The sequence below is a fragment of the Pedobacter jaeyakensis genome (assembly GCF_054461315.1).
Genome location: NZ_CM136921.1, coordinates 82,314 through 107,657 on the forward strand (window position 1 = coordinate 82,314; position 25,344 = coordinate 107,657).

Below are 25,344 nucleotides of genomic sequence, written 5' to 3' on the forward strand. Positions count from 1 at the left end.
AGCATTTGTACTATTGCAGCATTAGAAATAACAACCATGAAATTACAAGAATCAGCAAAAATTGAACTTATTGCTTTTACAGCATGTGCAGTAATCGCATTTTTTTTCAATGCCGGTGTTGCCATTAATGAGCATGCTACCATATTCCATCATCAGTATTACCCTAACTACTGGACCAATCTTTTGTTCAGTTACATTATAACATGTGTCTGCTATTTTATTTTGTTCTTTTTTGTCGATAAGGAACTGGAACAACAAGAGAAAAGGCCTTCTACTGCCGTTATTTTGATCTGCTTATTCATTAACGTTTGCTTTGTAACACGGCTTATAAATGAATACTTTGCTATTTTAATAGCTTTAAAGATGCTAATTATCTACTTTAATTCGTCCAAGATCAGCAAAAAGGCAAATATTATGCAAGAAGCAATTTTGCTGTTTGGTTTTTCAATTTTTCTGAATGCAAGTGTTGCCATTCTTAACGCGGATTATAAGTTGAATGTTTTCTTCACTACCATTGCTCCGCTTGCTATTTTGCATTACCTGTATTCCACTCATGTCCTTATGCCAACGCTGATCAGCAAAAGGCGCCCGGTTCTAAAATTTATTGGATATACGATATTTATTACAGGATTAAGCTTCCTGGCGATGCTGGTTATACAACTTGCTATTTATGGCAACGTATCAACCTACGAATTCATATATCCATTTAACCTGCCCTTCCAATTGCTTGTTGTTCCTATTTGTGCATGGAACTTCTATAAGTCTAGGAATAAAAAAGATATAGAGGAGATTAAATCACTTAAAACAGAACTTGGCAAGTCTGACGCGAATTTAAATTTCCTAAAATCCCAGATTAATCCACACTTCCTTTTTAATGCCCTTAATACGCTCTATGGCACTGCCCTGCAAGAAAATGCGGAGAGAACTGGCGAGGGGATCCAAAGGCTCGGCGATATGATGCGTTTTATGCTTGAGGAAAATTTGGAAGACAGAATCTTTCTTTCACGAGACATGGATTATCTAAAAAACTATATTGACCTCCAGAAATTGAGGACGGCCACAACCAATAATATCCATATTGAAACCCAGCTAGAAGAGCCATTAAATAAATACTTAATAGCGCCAATGGTGTTACTACCTTTTGTAGAAAATGCATTTAAGCACGGGATTAGCCTAAATTCCCCTTCGCATATTAAGATTACACTTCAAACAAAAGGCACAAAATTGTTTTTCGATGTGAACAATAGCATACATATTAAGAGTGAGAATGACCCTGAGAGACTTCAAAGTGGCATTGGGCTTAAAAACGTTGAGCAAAGACTTTCGCTGCAATATCCCGACAAGCATGAACTCATCATTAGAGAAAATGCCAAAGAGTTTTTCGTTCACTTGACCATAGAATTAGAGGAAATTAACTAATTTTATAGCATGATCGCTATCGCTATTGATGATGAGCCTATCGCCCTGGACATTGTAAAATCCCACGCTTCAAGGGTTACATTTATAACTTTAGCCGAAACATTTACAAATGCTTTTGATGCCATTAGTTATTTGCAGCAGCATAAAGTGGATCTGATTTTTCTGGATATTAAGATGCCAGATATTAACGGAATAGACTTCTTGAATAGCCTGACCAAACCTCCTATGGTAGTTTTTACAACTGCTTATTCTGAGCATGCCGTAAAAAGCTTTGAGCTAGATGCGATAGACTATTTACTAAAACCTTTTTCGCTTCCACGGTTTTTAAAAGCTTGCAATAAAGCATTAGAGCTATTTAACCTAAGGAAAAATATTAGCGATGCCTCAGACTTGCAAACTACTATTTTTATAAAAGATGGGTATGAACAGATTAAGGTACAACTTGATCACATTTTATATATAGAGGCCTCTGGAAATTATACTCGTGTACACCTCGAAAATGAAAAGCTTTTGAGCACCCGGGTACCAATTAACGAGATGATCCAAATGCTACCAGCTAAAAAATTCATCAGGACACACAGAGCTTTCATTATTTCGAAAGACAAGATAGCAAAGTACGATCGCTCGCAGATTTGGATAAATGAGGCCGTAATCCCAATAGGAAATACTTACGCTCAATCTTTATCGGAAATTCTTTGAATTTTATCTGCTAACGGTTAAAATTATTTCGCAAAAATTTCATTTCTAGTATTATCTTAGTCCCAATCTGACTATAATATTTTATCTTAGAGATATATGTTTAAATTATCCTTCAAACAGCAGGTACTCACGGGGTTCGCTGTGTCTTTATTGTTTGTACTCTTATCTGCAGTTACTTCTTACCAGAGCATAAAAGCACTTTTTGAAGATGCAGGTTGGCAAAGTCATACATACGAAGTCATCAATTTAACTCAGCGGATTGAAACAGAAGTACTCAACTCTGAAGCATCAATGCGGGGTTTCGTACTAACGCAAAAAAATGACTTTCTAGGGCCATACAATGCCAATATAAATAGGATATCTCCCAGTGTTGGCGAGTTAAAAATACTGGTATCGGACAATGCGCGTCAATCTTTAAGAATAGATACGCTGGACAAGTATGCAAATGAAAAAATAGCTGATATGCAATCTGTGCTACGGGCAAATGCTTTAGGTGGCAGAGACAATGCAATTAAATCTGTAATGACCGGAACTGGTCAGCGTCTTAAATTGCTAATGTTAGGAGTTAGTAATAGGATTATTGCGGAAGAAATGAGATTGCTTAAACTTAGAAAGGCCGCTACAGCTTACAGCAGCAACAGAAGTTCTTGGATAGTTTGGGGGAGTTCTGCAATAATCTTTGGACTTATTTTATTCCTTTTTTCTTACATCAAACGAACATTTGATCAGCAAAAACGCACGGAGGAGCAAATCCGTGAATCCAATACAAAGCTCGCGGAGATTTCTGCAGACAATGAACAAAAAAACTGGCTGCTATCGGGAGCTACTACAATTAATGAAGCCATCAGAGGAGAACAGGAAATAGAAGATCTTTCCAACAACATCATTGCTGAAATTTGTAAGTATATTAATGCACCAGTAGGTGCCCTGTTCTTATTGAACTTAACTAATAAAAAGTCATACCAGTTTTCTGGAGGATACGCCTATCAGCGAAGTAAAAACCTATTACCTGAATATCGAATCGGCGAAGGTATGGTTGGACAAACCGCGGTAGAGAAGACTTATAAAATACTAACTGATCTTCCAAAGGATTACATTAAGGTTAACTCCGGATTAGGGGATACACCTCCTACTTCACTATTTTTATTGCCTATTGTATTTGAAGAAACAACACTTGCTGTGATCGAATTAGGCATGCTGAAGCACCCGGATGCGGTTACTACTCTTTTCTTAACAAATATAGCAGAAAATATCGGGGTAGGGATCAATAGCGCTATAGCAAGAATTAAACTAAGAGACTTGTTTGAACAAACCCAGCAGCAGGCCGAAGAACTAGAAAGTCAGCAAGAGGAATTACGTACTACAAATGAAGAGCTAGTTTACAAATCTGAACAGCTACAGGCCTCCGAAGAAGAACTAAGAGTACAGCAGGAAGAACTAAGGCAAACAAACTCTGAACTGGAAGAGAAAGCACAGCAACTCGAAGAAAGAAATATTCTTGTGAATCAATCTCGTGAAGCAATGAGTCTTAAAGCGGAGGAGCTGGAAATTTCAAGCAAATATAAATCAGAATTTCTGGCTAATATGAGTCACGAGTTAAGGACTCCATTGAATAGTATACTTATCCTGGCAAGGATCCTAAAAGAGAACAGGCCTGAAAACCTTAATGAAGATCAAATAAAATATGCTGGGGTAATTCATAATGCAGGTAACGATCTATTGACATTGATTAACGATATTCTTGATCTTTCTAAAATTGAATCAGGGAAAATTGACCTGACGATTGAACCAGTAAAACCAAATGCGATACAACATAACATGGAGTCGCTGTTTACTGAATTAGCAAAAAGTAAAAAAATCGACTTCAAAACTTCTATCGAACAAAATCTCCCTGACGCAATATTGTCTGATCAGGCTAGATTGGAACAGATTATCAAAAACCTATTGTCTAATGCCTTCAAATTTACGCCTGAACATGGGGAAATAAGCTTAAAAATTGCGAATGCAAATCATGATGTAAACTATTTCTCAGACCAACTAAAAAACACCAGAGAACAGATTATAGCTATCCAGGTGCAGGATTCAGGAATTGGAATCCCACTAGAAAAACAAAAATTAATTTTTGAAGCTTTTCAGCAAGCTGATGGTTCAACAAGTAGAAAGTACGGCGGAACAGGGCTTGGCCTATCCATTAGTAAAGAATTGGCGCATATAATGGGCGGAGAAATCCAGATTAAAAGTGAGCCAAATGTTGGCAGTACTTTTACTTTATACATCCCAGAAAGAAATGAAGGTATGCTTGGTGAGGAAGTTCAACTTTCTCAAGAGCCACGATCAAATTCCACAACTTATGTACCAGAGGTTGCTCCTGTAAAAGTTCCAGAACTTAGAAAAGGCAATGCGCAAACCTTATTGATCGTTGAAGATGATCCGATTTTTGCAGAGCTACTAAGTGACTATGCGACAGAAAAAGGTTTCAAACCAATTTTAGCAAGTCAAGGTGATACTGGCTTAGAAATAGCCATTTCGGAATTACCAGATGCTATAGTACTGGATATTATGCTTCCAGTTATGGATGGATGGCAAGTTTTAAAAAAATTAAAAGCTGACTCCAGAACGAAGCACATACCGGTACACATGATGTCTGCCGGAAATGAGCGGGAAGACCGTGCGAAAAGCGAGGGTGCTATCGGGTTTTTAAGGAAGCCTGTAGAAAAAGAAGATTTAGATGAAGCATTTAATTTGCTTAGCGATGCCTACATAAAATATAACTTAAAGACAGTTTTAGTTATCGAAGACCAGGAACTGCAAAGTAGGGTACTTACAGAACAGTTAACCAGTAAAGGCGTGGAGGTTAAGCAAGCTTATACAGGTAAGGAAGCGCTTGAAATGCTAAAAAATCAGGAATTTGACTGCATAATTCTGGATTTAAAACTTCCAGATATTTCGGGTTTTGAATTATTAGACATGATCAAAACGCAGCCAAATCTTGTGCATGTTCCTGTCATAATAAATACGGCAATGGAATTAGATCAGGAAAAAATGGATAAGATACTTCGGTATACGGAAGCTATGGTATTGAAAACCAACAAATCTAACGATCGGCTTATCGATGAAGTGAGCTTATTTATGAATAAATTGAAGCAGGGGGACCGAAAAGCAATCTCCGTAAAAAGCAAGGCAATTGAAAAAGGCGTATCTACTATCGAGAAAGCACTTAGGAATAAGACTGTATTAATTACTGATGATGATATGAGGAACATATTTGCCTTATCAAGCGCATTGCAACTTTACGACATGAATATCCTGATTGCAAATAACGGTAGGCAGGCGATAGATAAGTTGGAAGAAAACCAAGACATAGACATTGTACTAATGGATATTATGATGCCTGAAATGGATGGATATGAGGCGATGACGGCAATAAGGAAGGAGAAAAAATATGCTAAATTACCCATTATAGCGTTAACAGCAAAGGCAATGAAGAACGACCGCGAAAAGTGTATTGAGGCGGGGGCAAATGATTACATTTCAAAACCAGTTGATATGGATAAACTGTTGTCAATGTTAAGAGTTTGGTTAAGTTAATGAGTGCTAATAACCATGAAATAATTAGCTACGATGAACTGAGCAGCCTGGTTGATCTTATTAAGAATACCCAGGATTTTGATTTTAGCAATTATTCTCCCGCTTCTTTAAAAAGAAGGGTTACCAGAATATTGCATTTGCAAAAACTAAGCTTATTCGATTTACGTACGTTAATTACGAATGATGAGGATTACTTTGAATCGTTTTTAATAGAAATTACAGTTAATGTCACTGAAATGTTCAGGGATCCGATGTTTTACAAATCTTTGTCAACAAATGTGATCCCTTATTTGAAATCTTATCAGCGCCTAAAGATATGGAACGCCGGTTGTTCAACTGGTGAAGAGCTATATTCTTTTGCCATTTTATTTAAGGAAGAAAATATTTACGATAGAAGTTTTTTTTATGGTACAGACATCAATAACGATGTTTTGGAACATGCAAGAACAGGTATTTATGACCTGCAAAAAATGAAACAGCATGCAGAAAACTATCAAAAAACAGGTGCAACTTACACCCTTTCTGACTATTTTACTGCAAAGTATGAAGCTGCAATTATCAATCATTCTTTAAAAAAAAACGTGCTTTTCTCAGTTCATAACCTGGCATCAGACGGTGTATTTAATGAATTCCAAGTAATTTCCTGCAGAAATGTATTGATATACTTCAACCCCGAACTCCAAATGAAAGTTATTGAGTTATTCTATAATAGTTTAGCTAATTTTGGGTTTTTATGTCTAGGGTCAAAAGAGACATTAAGAAGTACAGAGTTAGGACGCTTCAAAGTAATTGACAAAAAAAACAATATTTATCAAAAAATTGCCTAATCCCTCAAATGACAATTTGCACCCATGGAAAAAATTAATATCCTGATAGTCGATGACCGACCAGAAAATATTATCGCACTTGAAGCCCTCTTGCAAAGGCAGGATATTAATATTATTACAACCACAAATCCAAACGAAGCATTAAGGCTATCTTGGGAGATGGACATTGCAATTGCCTTGGTTGATGTTCAAATGCCCGAAATGGATGGCTTTGAATTGGTAGAAATACTAAAAAGCAATCCCAGAACTAAAGATATCCTTATCATATTTGTTACAGCAATATCAAAGGAAACAAAATATGCGGTTAAAGGCTTAAATACTGGCGCAGTTGATTACTTATATAAACCCTTGGATCCGTTTATAACTTCTGCAAAAGTTGATTCTTTTATACAATTTGTAAGAAACCAGAGAGAGATTAAGCAGAAAAACAAGGAACTGGAGGCTTATCAAAAAGAGCTCATCAAAGCCAAGGAAGCAGCAGAACAGGGAAAGAGAATTAAAGAGAATTTCTTAGCGAACATGAGTCATGAACTCCGAACCCCTATCAATGGAATCATTGGAGTAGCTCATTTATTAGAAAAGACCGAATTGTCTGAAGAGCAACAAGAAATGCTCAAATTACTCGAAATATCCTCTAACTCCTTATTGGGAGTAATTAATGACATTCTTGATCTTTCAAAAATTGAAGCAGGAAAATTTAGGATCAACAGAAATGATACAGACCTAATCGGCCTGTGCGAAGCGGTAGTTAATCTTTTGAAAATTAGGGCCAAGGAAAAGAAGCTTAAGTTGATTACTATATTGGATCCGGATCTCCCAAAGTATATTATTGCAGATTCATTAAGACTTAATCAAATCTTGATGAACCTAATTGGGAATGCCATCAAATTTACTTCTGAGGGAAGTGTAACCCTTAAGGTTGAGGTTGTAAATGCTAAGGGAAATAATGCAAGAATAAAATTTTCGGTAATTGATACAGGGATCGGGATTGCAAAGGAGAATACAGAGAAAATTTTTGAGACCTTTGAACAGGCAGATGATCAGACTACCGTAAATTTTGGCGGTACAGGTTTAGGGCTCTCCATTGTTAAAAACCTGGCGAAGCTAAAAGGCGGTACTTTAGAAGTACATAGTGAAATTAATAAAGGAAGTACTTTCTGCTTTGAGAACTGGTATCAGATAAGCAAAGATGTAAAAACTGTTGTAAAAAAAGCGAAAGAAACGTTAATGCCTTTTACTGATCTAAAAGTACTTGTGGCAGAAGATAACCCTATAAATAAATTTCTGATCATCAAGATTTTAAAAGACTGGATGGTGCAGGCTGATGTTGTTGAAAATGGCAAGGACGCAATTGACAAGCTGAAGGATAATGAATATGACATCATACTTATGGACACCTTTATGCCAGTTATGAATGGGCTAGATGCCATTAAATTAATACGTGATGGTGCTGCTCCAGGGAAGGAAAATATACCCATTATCACTTTTTCAGCAGCCGTAATGGAAAATGATAAGAAAACTGCTATTGAAGCAGGAGCAAATGATGTAGTGAGTAAGCCCTTTGAACTGGAAACATTACATCGTAAGCTAACAATGTACACATCTAAGGCTACTGATTAAAAGCAGTCATTGTTTTTGCTGGGCCGGCGGTTACAAAACTTTTAATCAGCTCTACACTTCTGTCTATTAAATCTGGAAGTTCAGGCACTTCATCTTTGTCAAAGTTTGACAAGACATAATCCGCTTGTCCGCCCCTTCCAAAATTATCACTGATGCCAAAACGAAGTCTTGGGTAGGCTTGCCCTCCGCATAATTCTTCTATACTTTTTAATCCGTTATGTCCTGCACTACTGCCTTGTAATTTTAGTCTCAATTTCCCTAAAGGCAAAGCTAGATCATCTACAAGAACCAGGACATTCTCAATTGGTATTCGAAGTTCATGCATCCAGTAATTTACAGATTTGCCACTTAAATTCATAAAAGTTGTGGGTTTAATCACGTGAAGCTTTTTTCCTTTAAAAGAAAGTTCAGAGTAATAGGCCAGTCGGGAGTTGCTATAGTATCCTTCAAGGTCCTTCACCAATTGATCTGCGATTAGAAAACCGATGTTATGACGAGTGTATGTGTATTCAGGACCAATGTTTCCTAAGCCAACTATTAAGTATTTCATCTGGTTACAAAGATAATGTTTTGCTTATATGAAAAAAGGTGGAGCAGATTAGATCTGTCCCACCTTTTTACTGATAAAAAGTAATAAATTATTTCTTACCGCTGGCTTGTTCAGCTTGTTTTAGCGCTCTTGACATACCTACTGATACGATCGTATCTTCAGGAGTATTGGTTACTACATAGTTTCCTTTTGCAAGATCACGTACACGGAATAAATTGCCAACTTCTAATTTAGAAATGCTTACTTCAACAGCTTGCGGCATGTCTTTAGGTAAAGCTTTCAAACGAAGTTTACGTAATTTTTGTACCAATTTACCTCCCATTTTAACACCTGGAGAAGTACCAACTAATTTAATTGGAATTTCCATTACAATTTCTTTGTCGTCAAACAACTGAAGAAAATCTACGTGTAAAAGTAGGTCAGTTAGTGGGTGAAATTGTAGTTCTTTGATTACGGCTTTAACTTTCTCTGCACCTAAAGTGATTTCAACAAAGTTTGCTTCAGGAGTATAAATAGCATCCTTTAATTCGGTTATTACTACAGCAAAATGTGCTTGTTCTTTACCACCATACAATACTGCAGGAACTTTACCTTCATAGCGAAGCTCTTTAGCATCGCGTTTCCCTACGTTCTCTCTTGGAGAACCGCTAATTGCGATTGTTTTCATTTTTTCTTAAATGTTTTGGAACATAATTGTTCCGGTATATAATAGTTATTAATATTAAACTTTAAAAAGGTCGCTAATAGAACCATGCTCATTTACATTGGCAATTGCCTTGGCAAACAATGGTGCCGTACTCAATACTCTGATTTTTGAACTCGGTTGCTTTAACGGTATAGTGTCTGTTACAATCAGTTCCGTTAGCATAGAGTTCTCTACTGTTTCATAAGCTTTTCCTGAAAGTACAGGATGAGTACAAACTGCTCTTACGCTTTTAGCACCTTTCTCCATAATCAGCGCAGCTGCTTTGGCAAGTGTTCCGGCAGTATCGCAAATATCATCAATCAGCACAATATCCATTCCGGTTACATCACCGATAATAGACATAGATTCGATTTCATTGGCACGCTTACGGCGCTTGTCACAAATAACCACCTCTGCATTAAAGAACTTAGCAAAAGTACGGGCTCTGTATGAACCGCCCATATCTGGTGAAGCAATCGTTAAATTCTCTAAACCAAGACTTTTTATGTATGGAACGAAAACTACGGAACCATCAAGGTGATCAACAGGTATATCAAAAAATCCCTGAATTTGAGCAGCATGAAGATCCATGGTCATGATTCTGTGAATCCCCGCAGATTTCAATAAGTTAGCCACCAGCTTTGCACCTATTGCTACTCTTGGTCTATCTTTTCTATCTTGTCTTGCCAAACCATAATAAGGCACAACGGCAGTAATGTAATGAGCAGATGCCCTTTTTGCGGCATCAATCATTAACAATAACTCCATTAAATTATCAGAAGGCTGGTAAGTAGACTGTATAATAAAAACATCGCATCCCCTAACTGTCTCATCATATGAAGGCTGAAACTCCCCATCACTAAACTTGTTAAGTGTAACGTTTCCTAACGGCTTACCGTATTGCTCGGCAATCTTGGAGGCCAAATCTTTAGTGCCTGTACCGGCAAAAAGTTTAACTGGGTTGAATTGCAATGGCATTATTGAAAAGTATCAATAGTCGTTAAAAAAAATCGGATTGCGGTTTATCACAATCCGAATATTGTTTAGTTGCCCGACCAGGATTCGAACCTAGACAAACGGTACCAAAAACCGTTGTACTACCTTTATACTATCGGGCAATCTTCCATCAAAGGGTTGCTTTTAAATGGAATGCAAATTTACGCAGATTTTTCACTTCTGCAATACCACAGAACAAAAAATGTAAAATAAATTAATCACTTGTTATATCGAGTTTGAAAATCAGGAATTTAAAATCTATCTCGCCAGTTTAGTCTACCAACATTCCAGCTTTTATTGATTAATATTACCGATAACAAAAGTGTTAAACACCGTAAGATGTATACATATTATCAATCTTATTCTTTATTTTCGGCAGCGATTAATAGCGCTTTAATCCAATTAACAATTTTGATAAAGAAATGAATTATTCAAAAATCAATAACATTACCGGCTGGCTTTGTTTTGGAGTGGCCACTTTAACCTATATTTTAACATTAGAACCTTCAGTAAGTTTTTGGGATTGCGGTGAGTTTATTGCCTCGGCATTAAAAATGCAGGTGGTACACCAGCCGGGTGCCCCACTCTTTTTGATGATCCAGCGCTTCTTCTCCCTTTTCGCTTTTGGCCAACTTGATAAAGTAGCCTACTTTATGAACGTAGGCTCCGCTATTGCTAGTGGTGCAACCATTCTCTTCTTGTTCTGGACCATCACCGCACTTGCTAAAAAAGTGTTGATTAAGGAGAATGAAGAGGTTACAAAGTCAAACATGATTTCAATAATGGGCGCTGGAGTTGTTGGCGCTTTAGCATACACTTTTTCCGATAGCTTTTGGTTCTCGGCTGTTGAATCTGAAGTTTATGCCCTATCATCTTTGTTTACAGCAATTGTTTTCTGGGCTATATTAAAATGGGAAGCTCATGCTAATGAACCAAGGGCAGACCGGTGGTTGCTATTTATAGCATATATTATGGGTCTTTCCATTGGCATACACTTATTAAACCTGCTAACTATTCCAGCTATTGCTTTTGTTTATTATTTCAAGAAAACTAAGAAAACAACAACAGCGGGTATATTTAAAACCGCGGTAATTGGTGTCTTAATCCTGGCATTTATCCAATATGGTATTATCCAGTATATCGTCTCATTTGGCGCATATTTCGATCTTTTCTTTGTCAACACACTAGGAATGGGATTTGGAACTGGAGTAACATTTTTTGCCATCTTGGTGATTGCAGGCTTTGTTTGGGGGATCAAATATTCCATTAAGCATCAGAAAAAAATCCTAAATCTTGCACTACTGTCTACCGTATTGATAATTTTCGGATATGCATCTTTCGCGATGATTATTATCCGTGCTAAAGCAAATCCTAATTTAAATAATAGTGACCCTGATAATGCTTTTTCATTTTTAGGCTATTTGAACAGGGAACAGTATGGGGATAGGCCATTGCTTTTTGGACCTAACTATAATTCTGAGGCAGTTGAATACCAAGAAGGCAAAACCCTATATCGTAAGGGTGCGGACAAGTACGAAGAAGCAGGTAAAAAAACAGACGCTGTTTACGACAGAACTACACCTTTTCCAAGGATGTATAGTGACGATGCGAGACATATCGGTTATTATAAAGACATGATGGGTTTTGATGATACACATTTCCCAACTTTATTCGACAATATTGGCTTCTTCTTTGCATATCAAACCGGTCAAATGTATATGCGGTATTTCATGTGGAATTTTGCCGGAAGACAAAATGACGACCAGGGCCAGGGAAGTATATATGAAGGTCAGTGGCTGAGTGGTATCAAATTTATTGATGCAATAAGACTTGGGGATCAAAGTCATCTGCCTCCTACTATTACTGAGAATAAAGCTTACAACCGCTTTTTCTTCCTCCCTCTAATACTTGGTTTACTGGGTGCAATATGGCATTTCAAAAGAAACCAGAAAGATGCCGGGATCATTGCTTTGCTATTCTTCTTCACAGGTATGGCAATTGTACTGTACCTTAATCAAAAACCTCTTGAACCTAGAGAACGGGATTACGCTTACGCTGGGTCCTTCTATGCTTACGCGATATGGATAGGTTTGGGTGTTCTTGCTATAAGAGAGTGGCTTGCTAAAAAGTTAACCCCGGTTAACGCTGGTATATTTGCTACAGTTATTGCGCTATTAGCGGCACCAGTTATTATGGCCCAACAGGGATGGGATGATCACGACAGGTCTACTAAACTCGTTGCACATGATATTGCTGTAGACTACCTGCAATCATGTGCGCCAAATGCCATCTTATTTACTTATGGTGATAATGATACATACCCGCTCTGGTACGCTCAGGAAGTGGAAAACATTAGACCAGATATTCGCCTAGTTAATTTAAGCCTGTTTGATACAGATTGGTACATAAACGGCATGAAACGCAAGCAAAATGAATCTGAGCCATTGCCAATCACCATGAAGGAATCTCAGTATGTGCAAGGGGAACGTGATATTATGTATTATCAGGATTATAAGATTGCTGGACATATAGAATTAAAAAATATCCTGGAAGTATTGTTGTCTGACAATGATGAAGACAAAATACCATTGCAAGCCGGGCGGAAGGCAAATTTCATTCCTACCAAGAACTTCAAGTTAACGGTCAATCGTGATGATGTTGTCAAAAACGGTTTGGTAAGTCTTGCTGATTCTGCTAAAATCGCTCCTGAGCTAGTTTGGACATTTAAAGAAAATTATGTTACAAAAGGAAAGCTAGCCATGTTGGATATTTTGGTTCACAACAATTGGAAGAGGCCAATTTATTTCGCCAGTACAGTACCTTCAGAACAATATCTTGGTTTAGATAACTATTTATATAGCGAAGGACTTGCACTTCACCTTATCCCACTGAAGGTCGATACGGCATTGGCAGGTAAAACTGAACTTTTGAATACGCCAGTCTTGTATAATAACCTCATGACAAAATTTGTATGGGGAAATATTAAAAATGCACGATACCTTGATACACAGTCGACAGACGATGTATCTATCTTCACCAATATTTTTAATAACACCATGTCAGGTCTAATTAATGAAGGAAAAACTGAAGAAGCTAAAAAGGTTGCAGCAAAATATTTTGAAGTGATGCCAGATAAATTTTATGGTTTGAGATCAATGATGGGTATGTATTTCATGGCAGAAAATCTTTACGCGGTAAATGAGACTCAAAAAGCAAATGCAATTATTGAAAAATCTGCTGCCTACATTCAAAAAGAGCTTACTTATCTTGCAGATATTTCTGCCAGCAAGAATAAGTTTACAGGCGCACAGAACATCCAACTTGGCATGTCGTTCTTAAACCAGATGGCAAAAACGACCGAAAAATACAAACAAACTAAGTTGAGTCAGGATTTACTTGCACAATACAATGCTATGGAAGGTCGCTTTAGCAGATTTCTAGGACCTCAATAAATAAGACTTATAACAAAAAGGGGCCAGCAATTAATAATTGCCAGCCCCTTTTATATAATGACGAAGATTTGTTTTTATCCTTCAACAACAACACCCATTGCACAGAATTTATCAATTCTATTGGAGATCATCTTCTCGGTTTTCTCTTTCTTTAATTCTTTAAGGTCTTTTATAATTTGTTGCTTTACTGTTTCGGCCATAGCTTCAGGATTCTGATGTGCACCACCAAGAGGTTCGTTTATGATGCCATCTATCAGTTGGTTTTTAAACATGTCATCTGAAGTAAGTTTAAGACAATCTGCGGCCCTTTCTTTATAATCCCAGCTTCTCCATAATATGGATGAGCATGACTCAGGTGAAATCACGGAATACCAGGTGTGCTCAAGCATGTAAACTTTATCACCAATACCAATACCTAAAGCACCGCCCGAAGCACCCTCACCGACTACAAAACAAAGAATAGGAACTTTTAAAATTGACATTTCCAATAAGTTTCTCGCAATAGCTTCTCCCTGACCTCGCTCTTCAGCTTCAAGGCCAGGATACGCGCCCATGGTATCAATAAAAGAAATTACAGGTTTGTTAAACTTCTCAGCAAGTCGCATTAGGCGTAATGCCTTTCGGTAACCTTCGGGATTAGCCATACCGAAATTTCGATATTGACGTTCTTTAGTGTTTTTGCCTTTCTGATGACCGATCACCATAACCGACTGTCCATCAATAGTAGCAAAGCCACCAATTATTGCCTTATCGTCTTTTACAGTTCTATCACCATGCATCTCGATAAAGTCCTCACAAATCATACTGATGTAATCGAGGGTTTGTGGTCTTTCCGGATGCCTGGACATCTGTACCTTTTGCCAGCCGGTCAAATTGCCATAAAGATTGTTCTGGGTTTCCACTAACTTCTCTTCTAATTCAGTTAAAGTGGCAGACATATCTACTTTTGTTTTATCGGCAACCTGTTTCACCTTATCAATCTGCTGTACCAATTCAGCCAAAGGCTTTTCAAAATCAAATGATGTTTTTATCTGTTCCATAAGCGGGCTGTAAAAATAGGAATTTTATTTTTAATGCAGATACTTTCAATTTAAAGCATAACTAATTTGGAAACAAAACTTTAATGGATCAGTTTTCGTAACTTAATAATAACGTCTGATTGTAAACAACCTATACATAATTGTACTACATTAGCTATCAGTCCAAGGGATAACAATTTAATTTACTGATTAATAAAAATAATGGCGAGAAAGATTAAGTTTACCAATGCCAACAAATCAACTTTTTACGCCACTGTAAGAAAACGTGTTGATCAATATTTTCTTGACAACAATTTATCTACACATGCAAATGGTGCAATGTGGTTCAAAGCCATATTTTTCTTGACTGTATTAACCTGCCTTTATCTTTTCGTTCTTATTGGAAATACAGGTTTACCGCTTACACTAATCGCTGCCGTATTACTAGGGATTACCGGTGCCTTTGTCGGATTTAACATTTGTCATGATGCCATACATAAATCATTCTCATCAAATCCAAAAGTAAATGCTGCTTTTAGTTTTGTATTTAATCTTATCGGTGCAAGCCCATATGTATGGAATATTTGCCATAACATTGTTCACCACACTTACACCAATATTGCTGGACATGATGAGGACATTGATGTTGCACCCGGATTGATACGATTCTCTGAGTCAGAAACAGTGAACAAGTTGCAACGCTATCAGCATTTCTATGCGTTTGGACTGTATAGCCTGGCCATGTTATCATGGGTGTTCAGAAAAGATTATAAGAAATTCTTCCAGAAAAAAATTGGGGAGCATGTATGTGATCATCCAAGGATAGAATATTATAAGCTTTTTTTGTATAAAGGAATATATTATGTGCTTTTCATTGTGCTTCCATTAATCGTAATGAATGTAACCTGGTGGCAGTTCCTCATTGGCTTTATGGCAATGCAGTTCGCACAGGGCCTGGTTCTGGGTTTAGTTTTTCAATTAGCGCATGTAGTTGAAGGTACAAGCTTCCCCTTTCCTGATGAAGATGGCAACATTGAGGAGGCCTGGGCGGTCCATCAGCTACAAACCACGGCAAACTTCGCAATTAAGAGCAGACTTGCAGGATTTCTCTGCGGAGGATTAAACCGGCAAATAGAACATCACTTGTTCCCAAAAGTTTGTCACATACATTATCCTGCCATTGGCTTAATTGTGCAGGAAACCGCAGCAGAATATAACTTGCCGTATATTTACAGTGATACTTTTGGTGGTGCCCTAGTTTCGCACTACAAAATCTTAAGGCGATTAGGCAAAGAAGCTTACAAAGAAAATAGATACATTAACAAAGCTTCCTGCACTTATACAAGAAAGGTATCAGCTGTCTACGCTTAATATATTGTAAAAAAAACTTCAGACAGTATTACCCATAAAAAAGTAACTGCCTGAAGTTTGTAATGGTTAATGCCCAAAGTTTATTTACTATTTAATAGCTGTCGCATTATCTCCTTCAATCTCAGCAATTGAAGCTGTTTTGGCCAATCTAACATTTGTCTGTGATCTTGCTCCAGTCCATTTACTCAACACAGTGTCAAAAGTACCCCCAAGGATATAGAAAAAGCTTACATCGGTCGGAGAAGTGTATAGAAATTTTTGTTTATTAGATCCCGACAGGTAAAAAGGCTGAGAGTTACCATTGGAAGGATCAATAATGTCATAGATATCAGTATTTCCAATCCGATACCCAACTGCTGGATTTGCCTGGTAAAGACTTCCTCCATCATGTACCCAAACTACATCGATAGGCACACTTTTTTCAGTAATCTCGATGCCTCTAAAGGCCGCGATTCCAAAGGCATTTCCACTGTTCGCCAATAAATTGGTAGTAGCTTGTCCAAAGTTAGCTTGTGTAGAATTGAACTTTGGACTCGATGTATTATAGTTCAGTGCAGCAATCCATTTAGCAGAAGCTATTGAAGTCGAGTTTGGTCCGGCAATCAATTTATTAACACCACCAACGTAAAAGAATTCGCCCTTAGCTACAGTACCCGACTTCAATTCGATCTTATAGGTCTTTAGGCCACCTGTTGCCCAACCATTCAACGGGAAACCTGTGGGATTCGATGCACCTGCATTATTCGAGGTACATATACTAAACGGTGTAACCGCAAAGTTGATATCCCGAGTAGCCCTAAACTGAATATATTCGTTATTGCCATCTCCTCCATTTGGGTCATTAATAAATCCTGAAATAACAAACTCAGGAATATCAACCGTAGAACTTAGAGCCACCATATCATTGGTATTACGAACCCTCAGTGTAGGAACTAGCTTTCCATCTGTTGCAATCTTATTAAAAATTATCCCTTTATAATTACCAGAATATGGTGGCACCACACTGGCAAACTTTGCTCCTGGTAAGGTTTCCATCAGTAAGTCGGATGTACCATCATTTAAGGTTTTAATACCGGACAATGTTGTTCCTGCAGCTAACGTTGGGTTATATGTGCCTTTCCAGATGTTAAGTAAGGTACTTTCAAACCTATCGGGAAATTTAGTGATCAGGTTTCCAAATCCTCTATTTTGTATAACTGGTTTGCCAGATGCCTTTTTTTCTACGTCAGCACTGGAAACACCAGTAATGGTAAGAATCCCATCAACCCTCTTTAATATAGCACCTTCAATCTTAACGTGAACTGAATCTCCCGGAACATATTTTGTAGCATCCGCACCAATATTAATTGCAATTCCTCTTAAAGAATCGATACCGTTTCCCGCTGTTCTCAAGTTTTGGATAACCAATAAGCCGGCTGGCAAGTTGTTTTCAGAATGGTCGGAAATTACCTGGCCTCTGACATATGTTGCACCTCTCATATTCTCACTGGTCAAAGTCACATCTGAACCTTTATATAACTTTCTTAGGTCAAGGTTGGCAATATATGAACTTGGAGTTCCGATGAGGTAATCCTCATCCCGCTCACAACCCATCCAGACAATGGCCATTGCCACCATCACCAAACAATTCATTAATATCTTTCTCATAATTGTATTATTCGAGTTTTATAAATTATGGCTTTTGCCACCAAACTTTTGTATTGATATCATCTGCTCCCTGCGCAGCAATCGCATTTTTATAGCTTGTAGGATTAGCCGACTGACTTATTATCGGATAGTTAAGTCTTGCTGGCATCTGACCGCCGTTAGCAAGACCCACACCTTTTGGAAGGAATGGATGGCCTGTCCTTCTGTAGTCAAACCATTGTTGGAAGTCTACTAAAAACAGGGCGTAATATTTTTGTATAAATATTAATTCCATTTTACTACTTACACCCGCCAAACTACTTTCCAGGGGTAAAGAATTATCCCATTCAATATCAGCTGCTTTAACAAACGTGGTGAAGTTTGCATCTGTTACTTTCGACATATAGCCTGGCAACCAGTAGTTGATTGCATCAACGATTCCTTTATTGTAATATGTTTCTCCTGAACCGCTAATGAATCCTTTGGCAGCTGCTTCTGCCAAAATAAAATCAACCTCAGCAACATTCATGATGATACCGGTATATGGGTCAGTTTGCAACGTATAACCTGCATCCTGAGCATCGGAATAAAAATAGGCTTGTTTCGGAACCCCTGAACCCTGGGCATATCCACTTGGAACCCCAATAAATCCGCTTGGGCCCTGTGCTATCCCAAATCTTGGCGTGCTGTTTTTACCTAAAGCGGGTCTTAATCTTGGATCATCCCAGTTTCTTAACCGATCTATAAAAAACTCTGTTATGGCAGGACCTCTAAAATCTACTGGCCTAACATTAATCATATGGGGCGATGAGTAGACAGCGCTACTGCTATTGGTACCATTCCATAATATTTTCGCAGTATGCGAATTATCTAACATAATCGGATATTTACCAGGATTAGAGTCGACGATCTCCTTGATTTTTGAAATGACTTGAACTGATACTTCTGACTTTCCAGACAGTCGCATTAACAACCTCAAATACATTGAATTACCTAACCTTCTCCATTTGAAAACATCCCCTTGATAAACCGGATCGCCAGTACTTACAATTGGGAAACCAGCTTCAAGAAGTGTATTAGCTTCTTCCAGCTTCTTGAACATATCTAAGTAAATATCTTTCTGTCTATCATAAGCTGGTTCAAAAACACCAAATTTACCTTGGTTAGCTTGCGAATAAGGAACATCACCATAAGTGTCAGTTAGCAAAGAACTCACCCAGCATTGCGTGATTAATGAAATCGCCTGATACGACTTGTTTAGCCTAGTTGGATTACTTGCAAGTACGTAAATATCCTTAAAATTGGTAAGTTCAGGATACCAGGCATTCCAGGTATAGTCTGCCCAGGTTCTTCTAAAGTCATACCTAAAAACTTGCGCATCTGCGTCGCTTAAATTAACAGTAACCTGCATCAACTCATTATTAAACGTGCGGTTACGATTCATATTGGCGGACAAAACGTTAACTAACGCAGGTGCAAGCAATCTGTTTGGAGTGGTCGTACTATCGCCAACAGGATCTGTATTGACCTCATCAAAATCCTTAGCACAAGAAGAAAATAACATGGCAATACCAAGTAGGATTATGGCAGCATTACTATGTATGTTTATAAATTTTTTCATCATCTTAAAAATTAAATACCAACAACTAAACGTGCACCGAAACTTCGGGTAGAAGGCAACTGTCCTGTTTCAAAACCTTGCTGAATGTCGGACCCAGCAAGCGTACCGAACTCGGGATCAAATGCCGGCCAAGGCGACCAAATAAATAGGTTGCGACCATAGGCGCCTATGGTCACCCTGCTTAGCCCCATACTGGTGGCCAGCCTTTTAGGCAAGCTGTAGGTGATATTTGCCTCCCTGAATTTTAGGTAATCTGTTCTAAATACACTTCCTTCAGCCTGATCGGATCCATAAAGGGCAGTATAGTAGTTTTCAAAATTGGTGGCAATAACATCGTTTGGACGGAAGGTTCCATCGGCATTTTGCACCACCCCGGGACCGATGATACCATTATATCTTCCTGGCAAGGTAATCTTGAGTTTACCTAAAGCGGCCATTCTTGAAAACGTCAAAGAATGACCAACGGCACCTAATTGGGCATCAAACAATCCAGTCACACTAATATTTTTGTAGGTAACGCCAGTGCCGAAACTGAATCTAAACTTTGGTACAGTATTACCTAAATAGATCAGGTCTGTTGTATTCACTTTCGCATTACCGGTGACCTCATCAAATACAATCTGACCATCTGGGGAACGGACAAAACCTCTTCCATAAAGATCGCCCATACTTCCACCTACGTTGGCTACAACCTGTCCACCACCTAACGCACCGGTCCTCAACACAACCGAACTGTCTACCAACTCTTTAATTTTATTTCTGTTGGCAGAAAACGTTCCATTGAGCGTCCATGTAAATTTTCTAGTTTGTATCACCGTACCATTTAATGCAACTTCAATACCTCGGTTATCTACTCTCCCGGCATTGAACGTTGCGACATTGTAACCAGAGGCACGATCAAGCTGACGTGCAAGAATTTGGTTTTTAGTGTTACCGGCATAAACCGCCAAATCCAGATTTAACCTACTTTTAAATAACCTTAAGTCCATCCCCAATTCAATGGTTGTTGTTTTTAGAGGTTTTAAGTTTTCGTTTGGTAATACCGTAGGGTTCGTCATTGCTGTATCTGGATAAATACCATTTCCAGCTAAAATATACGTATAAGATGTGCGGTAAGGGGTTGTACCACCGCTACCCACCTGAGAAACAGATCCTCTAAATTTAAGGAAACTAATAGCTTGTGGCATCTTCCAGAGATCTGAAGCAACGAAAGCTAAATTTGCAGAGGGATAGAAGAAGCTCACATCTCCTGACCCAGCAGCACTAGACAGTCTTCTTGGCGTAGACAGAACACTGTTCCAATCCTGACGACCGGTTATATCAAGGAATAGATAGTTTTTGTAAGCCAGTCCAACAGCTCCATAGAAGCTATTGATCCTATATCTGGCAGTATCCGGAACCGAAACCAGGGGATTGGCATTATTATCCAGTCTGTAAATATTGGGAATTTTCAACCCATCAGCACGTAGTTCATCTTTGTGATATTCATTTTTCAACTGACTGCCACCTGCAGTGACATTCAAATTAAAAGCACCGCTAATCTTTTTATTGTATTTTAATAGAAAGTCTCCATTCAGTTCATAAGAATTGATGTATTGCTCCCGGTAAGACCCTTGAGCAAACTTATTACCAGAAGCATCATATGGCCTAAGTGTTTGTCTTTCGTCGTGCACCATATCATAAGTAGTGCGCAACAACAGGCTCAACTCATTTGTAAACTTGTAAGTCGCTTGTATATTACCGGTTACACCGTTTCTTTGCTGAGCATTAAGGTACTGCTCGGAAATTGCATAAGGACTTTCAGGATTAGTAGTAGTTATATTTACAAACTGACGATATGTAAGTGCAGGAGATGCCCAATAATCTTTGTACCAATCTGTATTGACATTAGGTTGTGCGAACATAAACCAATACATTAAAGATTGGTTACCATAACCCGTAGCTGGTAAATTATCACTAAACCTGTTGCTATAATTCGCCTTAACAAAGAGGTTCAGCTTCTTGGTAATGTTGGCATTCGCAGTTACAGTTGCATTCGTGCGCTCCAAACCAGTATTGGGAACAATCCAGTCATTTTCACCATGGTTTATAGAAAACCGCAGTGCAACTTTTTTCACGTTGGCATCCACACTTAGCGAGTTATTATTTTCGAAACCTGTTTTAAAAAAGGCATCTATTGGATTTGGATACGCTACCCATGGAGTTCTCACCGCGCCTCTCCCTTTCAAAGCGGGATCATATTGATAATAGGATCCTCCTGCGGAAAATGGAGCTCCCCAGGAAGCGCTTGTCGCATTGGTATTAGCACCATCTTCACCAGCGCCATAGGAGAAATAGGATACACCAAACTGACCCTGACCAAATTCTTGCTGAATATCTGGTCCGCGGTTCACCTCTTCCCATGTATTATTTGACGTAAAGGTAATACCGAGTGTCTTACGGTTCGGATTTCCAGATTTCGTGGTTATGATAATTGCACCATTGGCCCCTCGCTGGCCATATAATGCAGATGCTCCCGGACCTTTAAGTACCGTCACGCTTTCAATGTCGTCTGGATTTAAATCGTTCAAACCGCTACCAAAATCTGGTGGCAAAACGTCACCTGATGTACCATACACTCCCCCACCTGTAGCTGCTGTACGTCTGGAACTGCTACTTGCTACAACTCCATCAATGATAATTAAGGCTTCATTGTCACCCGTCAGGTTATTTTCGCCACGGAGGATAATTTTGTTTGAACCAGCTGGACCACTATTTCTAACTAGGTTTAGTCCGGCTACTTTGCCAGATAACGCATCTGTCCAGTTACTAGATACGGCATTAGTAAGCTGCGTACTGTCTACTCTGGTAACTGAATAACCCAATGATTTTTCTTCGCGCTTTATTCCTAAAGCTGTTACAACAACTTCATTTAGATCACTCGCAGATTCCGTTAACTTAATGATCAAACTATTCTGAGTACTATTCGCGATCGCTCTTGACGAAGAATAACCAATCATACTAAAAGTTAATTCTGTGCCTTTTGTAACTTTGATTGTAAATTCGCCATTGGTATTGGTAAGCCCAAGCACTTTACCGTCTTTGTCTGTGATGGTGACGCCAGGCAAGGGCTGACTGTCCTTAAAATCAAGAATCGTTCCCTTTACAGTAACCAGCTCCTGATAGAAATCTCCGATAGCATGATTGTATTTCGATGCGTACAGATGCTGTGGCAACATAGAAACCGATATGGCAAACACTGCCAAAGCAATCTTATCGGTGAAAGTTGATCGCCTTTTTTTGGTAAAGTTTTTATTCATTTGTGATGATTTTTGCATTTAATACAAAGTTCTGATTCGCTGCAAAGATCAATTCAACCCGTTAAGAGATTATTAAGCACCTGTTAACTTGGTATTGTCGTTTAGTATATAGTTTGTTACTTCCTTAACAAACAAGTAAGGCAGTATTACATAAAAACTATTTTATACGATGTTATTTGCATATGTGGAATACTTTAACTTACTTTGAATTACAAAGTACTTTTATGGAAGACAAAGAAATCTATTCCGAACTTGCTTCCATCAGAAATCTGATGGAGCGATCTGCTAAATTCATATCCTTAAGTGGATTGTCAGGAGTAATGGCCGGAATTTATGCAATAGTAGGCGCTGCAATGGGTTATTACATTGTTTACGGCAATTCGGGTGGATTTGATTACCGTGATTACTATATCAATGAAAGTGAGATCATTCTCCAACTACTTGTGATCGCTGTGGCGGTGCTATTACTGTCAATTATCACAGGAGTAGCGCTAACTCTAAAAAAAGCAAAAAGAAAGGGTGAAAAAATCTGGAATCCAAGTAGTAAAAATCTGCTTATCAACATGGCCATCCCGCTTGTTACCGGAGGGATATTGATTATTATCCTATTGTTAAGGGGATATTATGGGATCATCGCTCCAGCTTGTCTTGTCTTTTACGGTTTGGCGCTAGTCGCCGGAAGTCATTACACTTTTACTGACGTAAAATGGCTGGGTATCTATGAAATAATATTAGGACTACTGGCCGCATGCCTTCCTGGGTATGGCATTATATTTTGGACCATAGGTTTCGGCGTTCTTCATATTGTATATGGTTCAATAATGCACTTTAGGTACGACAAGTGAAATCAGTGTTAGAACATTTCGATAAAGCATTTGAGAACAGGATTCGCTTACAGATCATGAGTGTATTAGTTGTGAATGAAAACTACGACTTCAACTCACTCAAGGAACTTTTAGCAGTTACTGATGGCAACCTGGCCTCTCATCTTAAAGCGCTGGAAAAAGAAGAGTATATTATCATTTATAAATCTTTCCAAGGCAAAAAGCCCAATACAACATACACTGCTTCTCCGATTGGTCGCGCGGCATTTAAGAAACATCTGCAAGCCCTTGAAAATTTAATTAAACAACAACAACTATAATTTTTTTTATTCACATACTTTGAATTACAAAGTACTTTCAAAAACAACAACATGGAAAATCAAACACCATTCCCAGTAGAAAAATCATTCATGACACAAGTTAATGAATCAGTTGGCATCAAATTATTCCTTATCGGTATGCTCACAGTCGTACTACTCCTTCCATCATCTTGGGTACAATCACTAATTTCCGAACGCGAAATACGAAGTGATGAAGTTGTAAGTGAGGTCGCCTCCAAATGGTCCGGCAACCAGTTAATTGAAAGTCCGGTACTTCAGTTGCCAATAAAATCATTAGTAAAGAGTACTGATACCGCTGGTAAAATATCTTATCGAGAAGTGCTTTCCACCCTATACGTACTACCAGAAGACCTGAACATAAAAGGCGATGTTTCTCCTGAAGTCTTGCACAGAGGGATATTTGACGCGGTTGTTTACACCTCTAAAATTAAAGTGAGTGGAAAGTTTAGCGCCCTTGAGATCAAGAAATCAGGAATCAACCCAGAGATGATTCAATGGGACAAAGCCAAAATAATTGCAGGATTGACTGACTTTAAGGGTTTAAAGAACACGCCGAAAATCAAACTTGGAGATTCCATTTTCACTCCGGAGCCAGACTTCGCACAAGAAAACCTATTCCAAAACAGTTTGGCGGTTCAGATCAATCTCTCAACAACCAAAAATTCTGCAGTTACGTTTAGTTACGATCTAGATCTTAGAGGCAGTGGAGAATTGAGTTTCCTTCATCTTGGAAAAAACACTATAGTTGATTTAGGGGGCAAGTGGAACAACCCAAGTTTTAGTGGCAATTTCCTCCCAGATCAAAGAAATATCACCACAAACAAATTTTCCAGCACATGGAAGATGTCAAATTTTAATAGGCCATTTCCGCAGCAATGGATTGGAAACATGCAGACTATGAGCAAGGAAAATAAAGAAAAAGCTACGTTTGGGGTCAAATTTCTACTGCCTGTTGATCAATATCAGAAAACAATGAGATCAGCAAAATACTCTATCTTGATCATTCTATTGAGCTTTGTATCGTTATTTTTCATCGAGTTGCTACAGAAAACTAAGGTAAACTTGCTTCAATACGTACTGATTGGTGCTGCAATGATTATCTATTATGCATTACTGTTGTCATTTTCAGAACAGATTGGTTTTGATCTGGCTTACCTTATTGCTTCCCTAGCTACAATTACACTGGTTAGTATTTTCGTTGGAGCATTCCTGAAAAATAGAAAACCGGCCCTTGCCTTTTCAGCTATACTTGGAATATTTTACAGCTTTATCTATGTGATCATCCAACTGCAGGATCTTGCCTTGCTGTTTGGAAGTATCGGCCTATTTATTACCGTAGCCTGCTTGATGTATTTCTCTGTTAGAGTCAACATAACAAAACAATCGCTCGCAACAGTCTAATTTAAA

The 25,344-nt window shown here is 38.3% G+C and carries 17 protein-coding genes and 1 tRNA gene; 10 read left to right on the forward strand and 8 right to left on the reverse strand.

Translation table 11 applies throughout. The features are described from left to right. Window positions 1–36 precede the first annotated feature (36 nt). From ACXZ1K_RS00475 to ACXZ1K_RS00495, 5 genes are all read left to right on the forward strand, one after another. Window positions 37–1,419 carry a sensor histidine kinase gene (locus ACXZ1K_RS00475; RefSeq protein ID WP_458971415.1) on the forward strand — a complete coding sequence of 461 codons (1,383 nt, stop codon included), beginning with the start codon at window positions 37–39 and terminating at the stop codon, window positions 1,417–1,419. Window positions 1,420–1,428: 9 nt separating this feature from the next. Then, a complete protein-coding gene (locus tag ACXZ1K_RS00480) occupies window positions 1,429–2,118 on the forward strand; it encodes a LytR/AlgR family response regulator transcription factor (RefSeq protein ID WP_458971416.1) in 690 nt (229 codons plus the stop codon). Between the two features lie 96 nt (window positions 2,119–2,214). Then, complete coding sequence (locus ACXZ1K_RS00485) at window positions 2,215–5,706, forward strand: response regulator (protein ID WP_458971417.1); 3,492 nt, start codon at window positions 2,215–2,217, stop codon at window positions 5,704–5,706. Next, window positions 5,706–6,533: a CheR family methyltransferase gene (locus ACXZ1K_RS00490; protein WP_458971418.1), complete on the forward strand. Its 828-nt coding sequence runs from the start codon at window positions 5,706–5,708 to the stop codon at window positions 6,531–6,533. Before ACXZ1K_RS00485 ends, ACXZ1K_RS00490 begins: the two co-directional genes overlap by 1 nt. A gap of 24 nt (window positions 6,534–6,557) precedes the next feature. Beyond that, entirely contained in the window at window positions 6,558–8,153 is a 1,596-nt protein-coding gene (locus tag ACXZ1K_RS00495) for a response regulator (RefSeq protein WP_458971419.1), read from the forward strand. Here the strand turns inward: ACXZ1K_RS00495 and pth are convergent. The 4 genes from pth to ACXZ1K_RS00515 form a co-directional block, all read right to left on the reverse strand. After that, window positions 8,143–8,703 (reverse strand): aminoacyl-tRNA hydrolase, encoded by a 561-nt coding sequence (pth, locus tag ACXZ1K_RS00500; protein WP_458971420.1) that lies wholly within the window; start codon window positions 8,701–8,703, stop codon window positions 8,143–8,145. The genes ACXZ1K_RS00495 and pth overlap by 11 nt on opposite strands. 88 nt (window positions 8,704–8,791) lie before the next feature. Next, window positions 8,792–9,370 (reverse strand): 50S ribosomal protein L25/general stress protein Ctc, encoded by a 579-nt coding sequence (locus ACXZ1K_RS00505; RefSeq protein WP_458971421.1) that lies wholly within the window; start codon window positions 9,368–9,370, stop codon window positions 8,792–8,794. Between the two features lie 54 nt (window positions 9,371–9,424). Further along, entirely contained in the window at window positions 9,425–10,366 is a 942-nt protein-coding gene (locus tag ACXZ1K_RS00510) for a ribose-phosphate pyrophosphokinase (protein WP_458971422.1), read from the reverse strand. Window positions 10,367–10,435: 69 nt separating this feature from the next. Further along, window positions 10,436–10,506: transfer RNA gene (locus tag ACXZ1K_RS00515), tRNA-Gln, on the reverse strand. A gap of 300 nt (window positions 10,507–10,806) precedes the next feature. Between ACXZ1K_RS00515 and ACXZ1K_RS00520 the strand changes: the two genes are divergently transcribed. After that, complete coding sequence (locus ACXZ1K_RS00520) at window positions 10,807–13,836, forward strand: glycosyltransferase family 117 protein (RefSeq protein ID WP_458971423.1); 3,030 nt, start codon at window positions 10,807–10,809, stop codon at window positions 13,834–13,836. A gap of 74 nt (window positions 13,837–13,910) precedes the next feature. On the opposite strand, the gene ACXZ1K_RS00525 is transcribed toward ACXZ1K_RS00520, so the two are convergent. Next, window positions 13,911–14,876 carry an acetyl-CoA carboxylase carboxyltransferase subunit alpha gene (locus ACXZ1K_RS00525; RefSeq protein ID WP_458971424.1) on the reverse strand — a complete coding sequence of 322 codons (966 nt, stop codon included), beginning with the start codon at window positions 14,874–14,876 and terminating at the stop codon, window positions 13,911–13,913. A 201-nt stretch (window positions 14,877–15,077) separates the two neighbouring features. On the opposite strand from ACXZ1K_RS00525, the gene ACXZ1K_RS00530 reads away from it, so the two are divergent. Further along, the gene (locus ACXZ1K_RS00530) at window positions 15,078–16,226 is read left to right on the forward strand and encodes a fatty acid desaturase family protein (RefSeq protein ID WP_458971425.1); all 1,149 of its coding nucleotides are present in this window, start codon (window positions 15,078–15,080) and stop codon (window positions 16,224–16,226) included. An 87-nt stretch (window positions 16,227–16,313) separates the two neighbouring features. Here ACXZ1K_RS00530 and ACXZ1K_RS00535 read toward each other — a convergent pair whose 3' ends face one another. Genes ACXZ1K_RS00535 through ACXZ1K_RS00545 form a run of 3 tightly spaced genes read right to left on the reverse strand, consistent with a single transcriptional unit; the run spans window position 16,314 to window position 22,772 of the window. After that, a complete protein-coding gene (locus tag ACXZ1K_RS00535) occupies window positions 16,314–17,873 on the reverse strand; it encodes a DUF5689 domain-containing protein (RefSeq protein ID WP_458971426.1) in 1,560 nt (519 codons plus the stop codon). 25 nt (window positions 17,874–17,898) lie between these two features. Then, window positions 17,899–19,473, reverse strand: coding sequence for a SusD/RagB family nutrient-binding outer membrane lipoprotein (locus ACXZ1K_RS00540; RefSeq protein WP_458973217.1), 1,575 nt, complete (start codon window positions 19,471–19,473; stop codon window positions 17,899–17,901). Between the two features lie 11 nt (window positions 19,474–19,484). After that, window positions 19,485–22,772, reverse strand: a complete 3,288-nt coding sequence (locus ACXZ1K_RS00545) for a SusC/RagA family TonB-linked outer membrane protein (protein WP_458971427.1) — start codon at window positions 22,770–22,772, stop codon at window positions 19,485–19,487. A gap of 224 nt (window positions 22,773–22,996) precedes the next feature. Between ACXZ1K_RS00545 and ACXZ1K_RS00550 the strand changes: the two genes are divergently transcribed. From ACXZ1K_RS00550 to creD, 3 genes are read left to right on the forward strand one after another with little or no spacing between them, the layout of a single operon-like run. Next, on the forward strand, window positions 22,997–23,617 hold the full coding sequence (locus tag ACXZ1K_RS00550) for a hypothetical protein (RefSeq protein WP_458971428.1): 621 nt from the start codon (window positions 22,997–22,999) through the stop codon (window positions 23,615–23,617). Continuing rightward, entirely contained in the window at window positions 23,614–23,916 is a 303-nt protein-coding gene (locus ACXZ1K_RS00555; RefSeq protein ID WP_458971429.1) for a winged helix-turn-helix domain-containing protein, read from the forward strand. The genes ACXZ1K_RS00550 and ACXZ1K_RS00555 overlap by 4 nt, the downstream gene beginning before the upstream one ends. A 51-nt stretch (window positions 23,917–23,967) precedes the next feature. Beyond that, window positions 23,968–25,338, forward strand: coding sequence for a cell envelope integrity protein CreD (gene creD, locus ACXZ1K_RS00560; protein WP_458971430.1), 1,371 nt, complete (start codon window positions 23,968–23,970; stop codon window positions 25,336–25,338). The last annotated feature ends 6 nt before the right edge of the window (window positions 25,339–25,344 follow it).

Bases quoted from the DNA above. Each gene is read 5' to 3' on its own strand.
- ACXZ1K_RS00530 (WP_458971425.1), top strand. From the start codon at position 15,078: ATGGCGAGAAAGATTAAGTTTACCAATGCCAACAAATCAACTTTTTAC.
- ACXZ1K_RS00480 (WP_458971416.1), top strand. From the start codon at position 1,429: ATGATCGCTATCGCTATTGATGATGAGCCTATCGCCCTGGACATTGTA.
- ACXZ1K_RS00525 (WP_458971424.1), bottom strand. From the start codon at position 14,876: ATGGAACAGATAAAAACATCATTTGATTTTGAAAAGCCTTTGGCTGAA.
- ACXZ1K_RS00495 (WP_458971419.1), top strand. From the start codon at position 6,558: ATGGAAAAAATTAATATCCTGATAGTCGATGACCGACCAGAAAATATT.
- ACXZ1K_RS00490 (WP_458971418.1), top strand. From the start codon at position 5,706: ATGAGTGCTAATAACCATGAAATAATTAGCTACGATGAACTGAGCAGC.
- ACXZ1K_RS00550 (WP_458971428.1), top strand. From the start codon at position 22,997: ATGGAAGACAAAGAAATCTATTCCGAACTTGCTTCCATCAGAAATCTG.
- creD (WP_458971430.1), top strand. From the start codon at position 23,968: ATGGAAAATCAAACACCATTCCCAGTAGAAAAATCATTCATGACACAA.
- ACXZ1K_RS00475 (WP_458971415.1), top strand. From the start codon at position 37: ATGAAATTACAAGAATCAGCAAAAATTGAACTTATTGCTTTTACAGCA.
- ACXZ1K_RS00535 (WP_458971426.1), bottom strand. From the start codon at position 17,873: ATGAGAAAGATATTAATGAATTGTTTGGTGATGGTGGCAATGGCCATT.
- ACXZ1K_RS00510 (WP_458971422.1), bottom strand. From the start codon at position 10,366: ATGCCATTGCAATTCAACCCAGTTAAACTTTTTGCCGGTACAGGCACT.
- pth (WP_458971420.1), bottom strand. From the start codon at position 8,703: ATGAAATACTTAATAGTTGGCTTAGGAAACATTGGTCCTGAATACACA.
- ACXZ1K_RS00485 (WP_458971417.1), top strand. From the start codon at position 2,215: ATGTTTAAATTATCCTTCAAACAGCAGGTACTCACGGGGTTCGCTGTG.
- ACXZ1K_RS00505 (WP_458971421.1), bottom strand. From the start codon at position 9,370: ATGAAAACAATCGCAATTAGCGGTTCTCCAAGAGAGAACGTAGGGAAA.
- ACXZ1K_RS00540 (WP_458973217.1), bottom strand. From the start codon at position 19,473: ATGAAAAAATTTATAAACATACATAGTAATGCTGCCATAATCCTACTT.
- ACXZ1K_RS00545 (WP_458971427.1), bottom strand. From the start codon at position 22,772: ATGAATAAAAACTTTACCAAAAAAAGGCGATCAACTTTCACCGATAAG.
- ACXZ1K_RS00520 (WP_458971423.1), top strand. From the start codon at position 10,807: ATGAATTATTCAAAAATCAATAACATTACCGGCTGGCTTTGTTTTGGA.